We start from the raw sequence: 2,622 nt of genomic DNA, 5'->3' as shown, positions 1-2,622 counted from the left end.
CCGTTCCGCTCCCATGGTGACGGCGCCGTACCCGTGATCGGTGACGACGACGTCCATGCCGGGGCGTGCGGCCAGGGCGGCGTACACGGCGCTGGCGCCCGCGCTGGCGTTCGGCACGAGCGCCAGACCTCCGGCGTCGACCCGGAGGTACCGTGCGATCTCGGCGCGGGTGGCGGCGATCCGGGCGGGCAGTCGCGGGAACCAGACGACGGGGGCGCGCTCCATCTCGGCCCGCAGTTCGTCCTGCCGCCGCTGTGCGACCAGGGGGACGGCACCGAAGGAGCCGTGGTTGAGGTGCAGCATGCCGGGGTCGAGCGACCAGGCCGCGGCGGCGGGCCGGCCGTCGTCCAGCAGCAGCGGGCGCGGTGCGGTGGCGACCTCGGTCTCGCTCACGGGACTCCTCGTTCATTGCGCGATCAACGACCGTTGATCGTACACATGGTGTGCGCAAAACCGGTCGTCCGTTCCTGAACCATGGCCGGAAACATTCAGGGAAAGATCCGGAACAGCCAATGCGGGGTTTCCGCCGACCTCGCCGTGATACCTCTCTGTGAGGTCCGAAGAGAATTCTCCGGAGGGAATCCAGTTGACGCTCGCCGCGGGATCCGGTCACCACTGCTTTCGCGTCCTCACCCCCACCAGTGACGCATCCGAAATCGCGGAATGGGCAGGTGGAAAGGGAAGAAACCTGCACGCCCTGACCGCGTCCGGTTTTCAAGTACCGAGTTGGTCGGTGATCGGCCTGGACGTTTTCGCGGAATTCGCTCGCGGCAGCGGACTGGACGAGTGCCTGGCGGCCCTGCCGGCCGCCGGGCGGAGCGGCGACGGTGAGCGCGGGGCCCGTGAGACCGCCGCCGGGATCGCCGCGCTGATCGAGGCCGCGCCCCTCGGCGAGCGCGTCACCGAGGCCATCGCCCTGGCCTACGCGCAGGTCGGCGGCGGCCTGGTGGCCGTACGCTCGTCCGGTGCGCAGGAGGACGGCACGGAGCACTCGTTCGCCGGCCAGTTCGACAGCTTCCTCAACGTCCGGGGCCTCGACCAGGTCGCCGCCCATGTCCGCCGCTGCTGGGCCTCGGGGTTCTCCGAACGGTCCCTGTGGTACCGCGCGCGACACCGACTGCCGCTGGACCCCGGTGGTGTCGCGGTCGTCGTCCAGCGCATGGTGCCCGCCGAGCGCAGTGGCGTACTGTTCACGGCCGACCCGGTGACCGGCCGCGGCGACCGTCATGTGGTCAGTGCCGTCCACGGGCTGGGGGAGGGGCTGGTCTCCGGCGCGGTCGACGCCGACACCGTGGTCATGGACGCCGCCACCGGCGAGCCGCTGACCACCGTGACCGGCGAGAAGCGGGAGCGCTACGACGCCGGCGCCGGCCCCGGCTGCGTGGTGTCGCCGGTCGCCCCCGAGGACCGCGGGGCCCTGTCCCTGACCGCCGGGGACCTGGCCCGGCTGCACCGGGTGGGGGTGCGCGCCACGGCGCACTGCGGCACTCCGCAGGACATCGAGTGGGCGATCGCGGACGGCACCCTGTGGATCCTGCAGAGCCGGCCGGTCACCGCCCTCGGCCGCCCGTACGGCACCGGACCGGAACGCGAGGCTCCCGAGGGGGAGGTGCGGCTGTGGGACAACTCCAACATCGTCGAGAGCTTCGGCGGCGTCGTCTCCCCGCTCACCTACAGCTTCGCCGCCGACACCTACGCCAAGGTGTACGAGAGCTACGCCCGCGCGCTGGGGGTCAGGGGCGACCGGCTGCGCGAGGTCCAGGAGTGGACCCCGCACCTGCTCGGCTACTTCCACGGACGGGTCTACTACAACCTGCACCACTGGTACCGCATGGTGCGCCTGGCCCCGCTGTACCCGCTGAACCGCCGTGTGCTGGAGAAATCGCTGGGTGTCTCGGAGAGCATTTCCGACGAGTGCGCCGACGCCCTTCATCCTTTCACGCCGCGAACCGGGCTGCGCGGCCGGTTCTCCCGTCTGGCCCGTACGGCGGTCTTCGCCGGAAGGTTTCTGGCCGTCCGGAAATCGGTGGAGACCTTCCACCGGGATTTCTACCGGGCGTACGAGGTGTTCAACAATGTCGACTACGACGCGCTGCCCGGTGATGAGACCTACCGGCGTTTTCGCAGGCTGCAGAGGGAACTCATCGAGAAATGGGGCCCGATGCAGGTCCTGGACGCCACGGTCCTGCTCTCCGTCGGCGTGCTGGCCCTGCTGACCCGCAGATGGCTGCCGGACGCACCCGACTGGTTCACCTGGGCCGCGGCCGCGCCCGGCGGCCCCGTCGAGTCCGCCGAACCGGTGCGGGCGCTGGCCGGCCTGGCGGCGCGGGTGCGGGCCGACGACGAGGTACGGCGCCTGCTGGAACGCACCGACGACGCCGACGCCCACCGGGCGCTGCGCGAGGGCGGCCACACCGGCGTCCTGGCCGCCGTCGACGCGTATGTCGCCGCCTACGGCTACCGCAGCCCCGACGAACTCAAGCTGGAGGTGCCCGACCTGCGGGAGAACCCGGCCGGGCTGTTCGCCCTGCTGCGCGAGGTGCTGCCGGACACCGCGGGGGGCGGCCCGGGCGACCGGGGCGAAGAGGCCGACGCCTACCTCGACCGGCGGCTGCGCGGCCC

Annotated in this window: 2 pseudogenes; one reads left to right on the top strand and one right to left on the bottom strand. The window is 71.8% G+C overall.

Going from position 1 to position 2,622, the window contains the following annotated elements:
* Positions 1-393 (bottom strand): annotated as a pseudogene (locus RH94_RS43400) (aminotransferase class V-fold PLP-dependent enzyme); the annotation flags it as partial.
* Positions 394-550: 157 nt separating this feature from the next.
* Between RH94_RS43400 and RH94_RS14810 the strand changes: the two are divergent.
* Positions 551-2,622 (top strand): annotated as a pseudogene (locus RH94_RS14810) (PEP/pyruvate-binding domain-containing protein); the annotation flags it as partial.

The organism is Streptomyces kebangsaanensis (assembly GCF_001906585.1).
Classification (GTDB): domain Bacteria; phylum Actinomycetota; class Actinomycetes; order Streptomycetales; family Streptomycetaceae; genus Streptomyces; species Streptomyces kebangsaanensis.
This window is presented reverse-complemented; position numbering and strand designations above follow the sequence as displayed.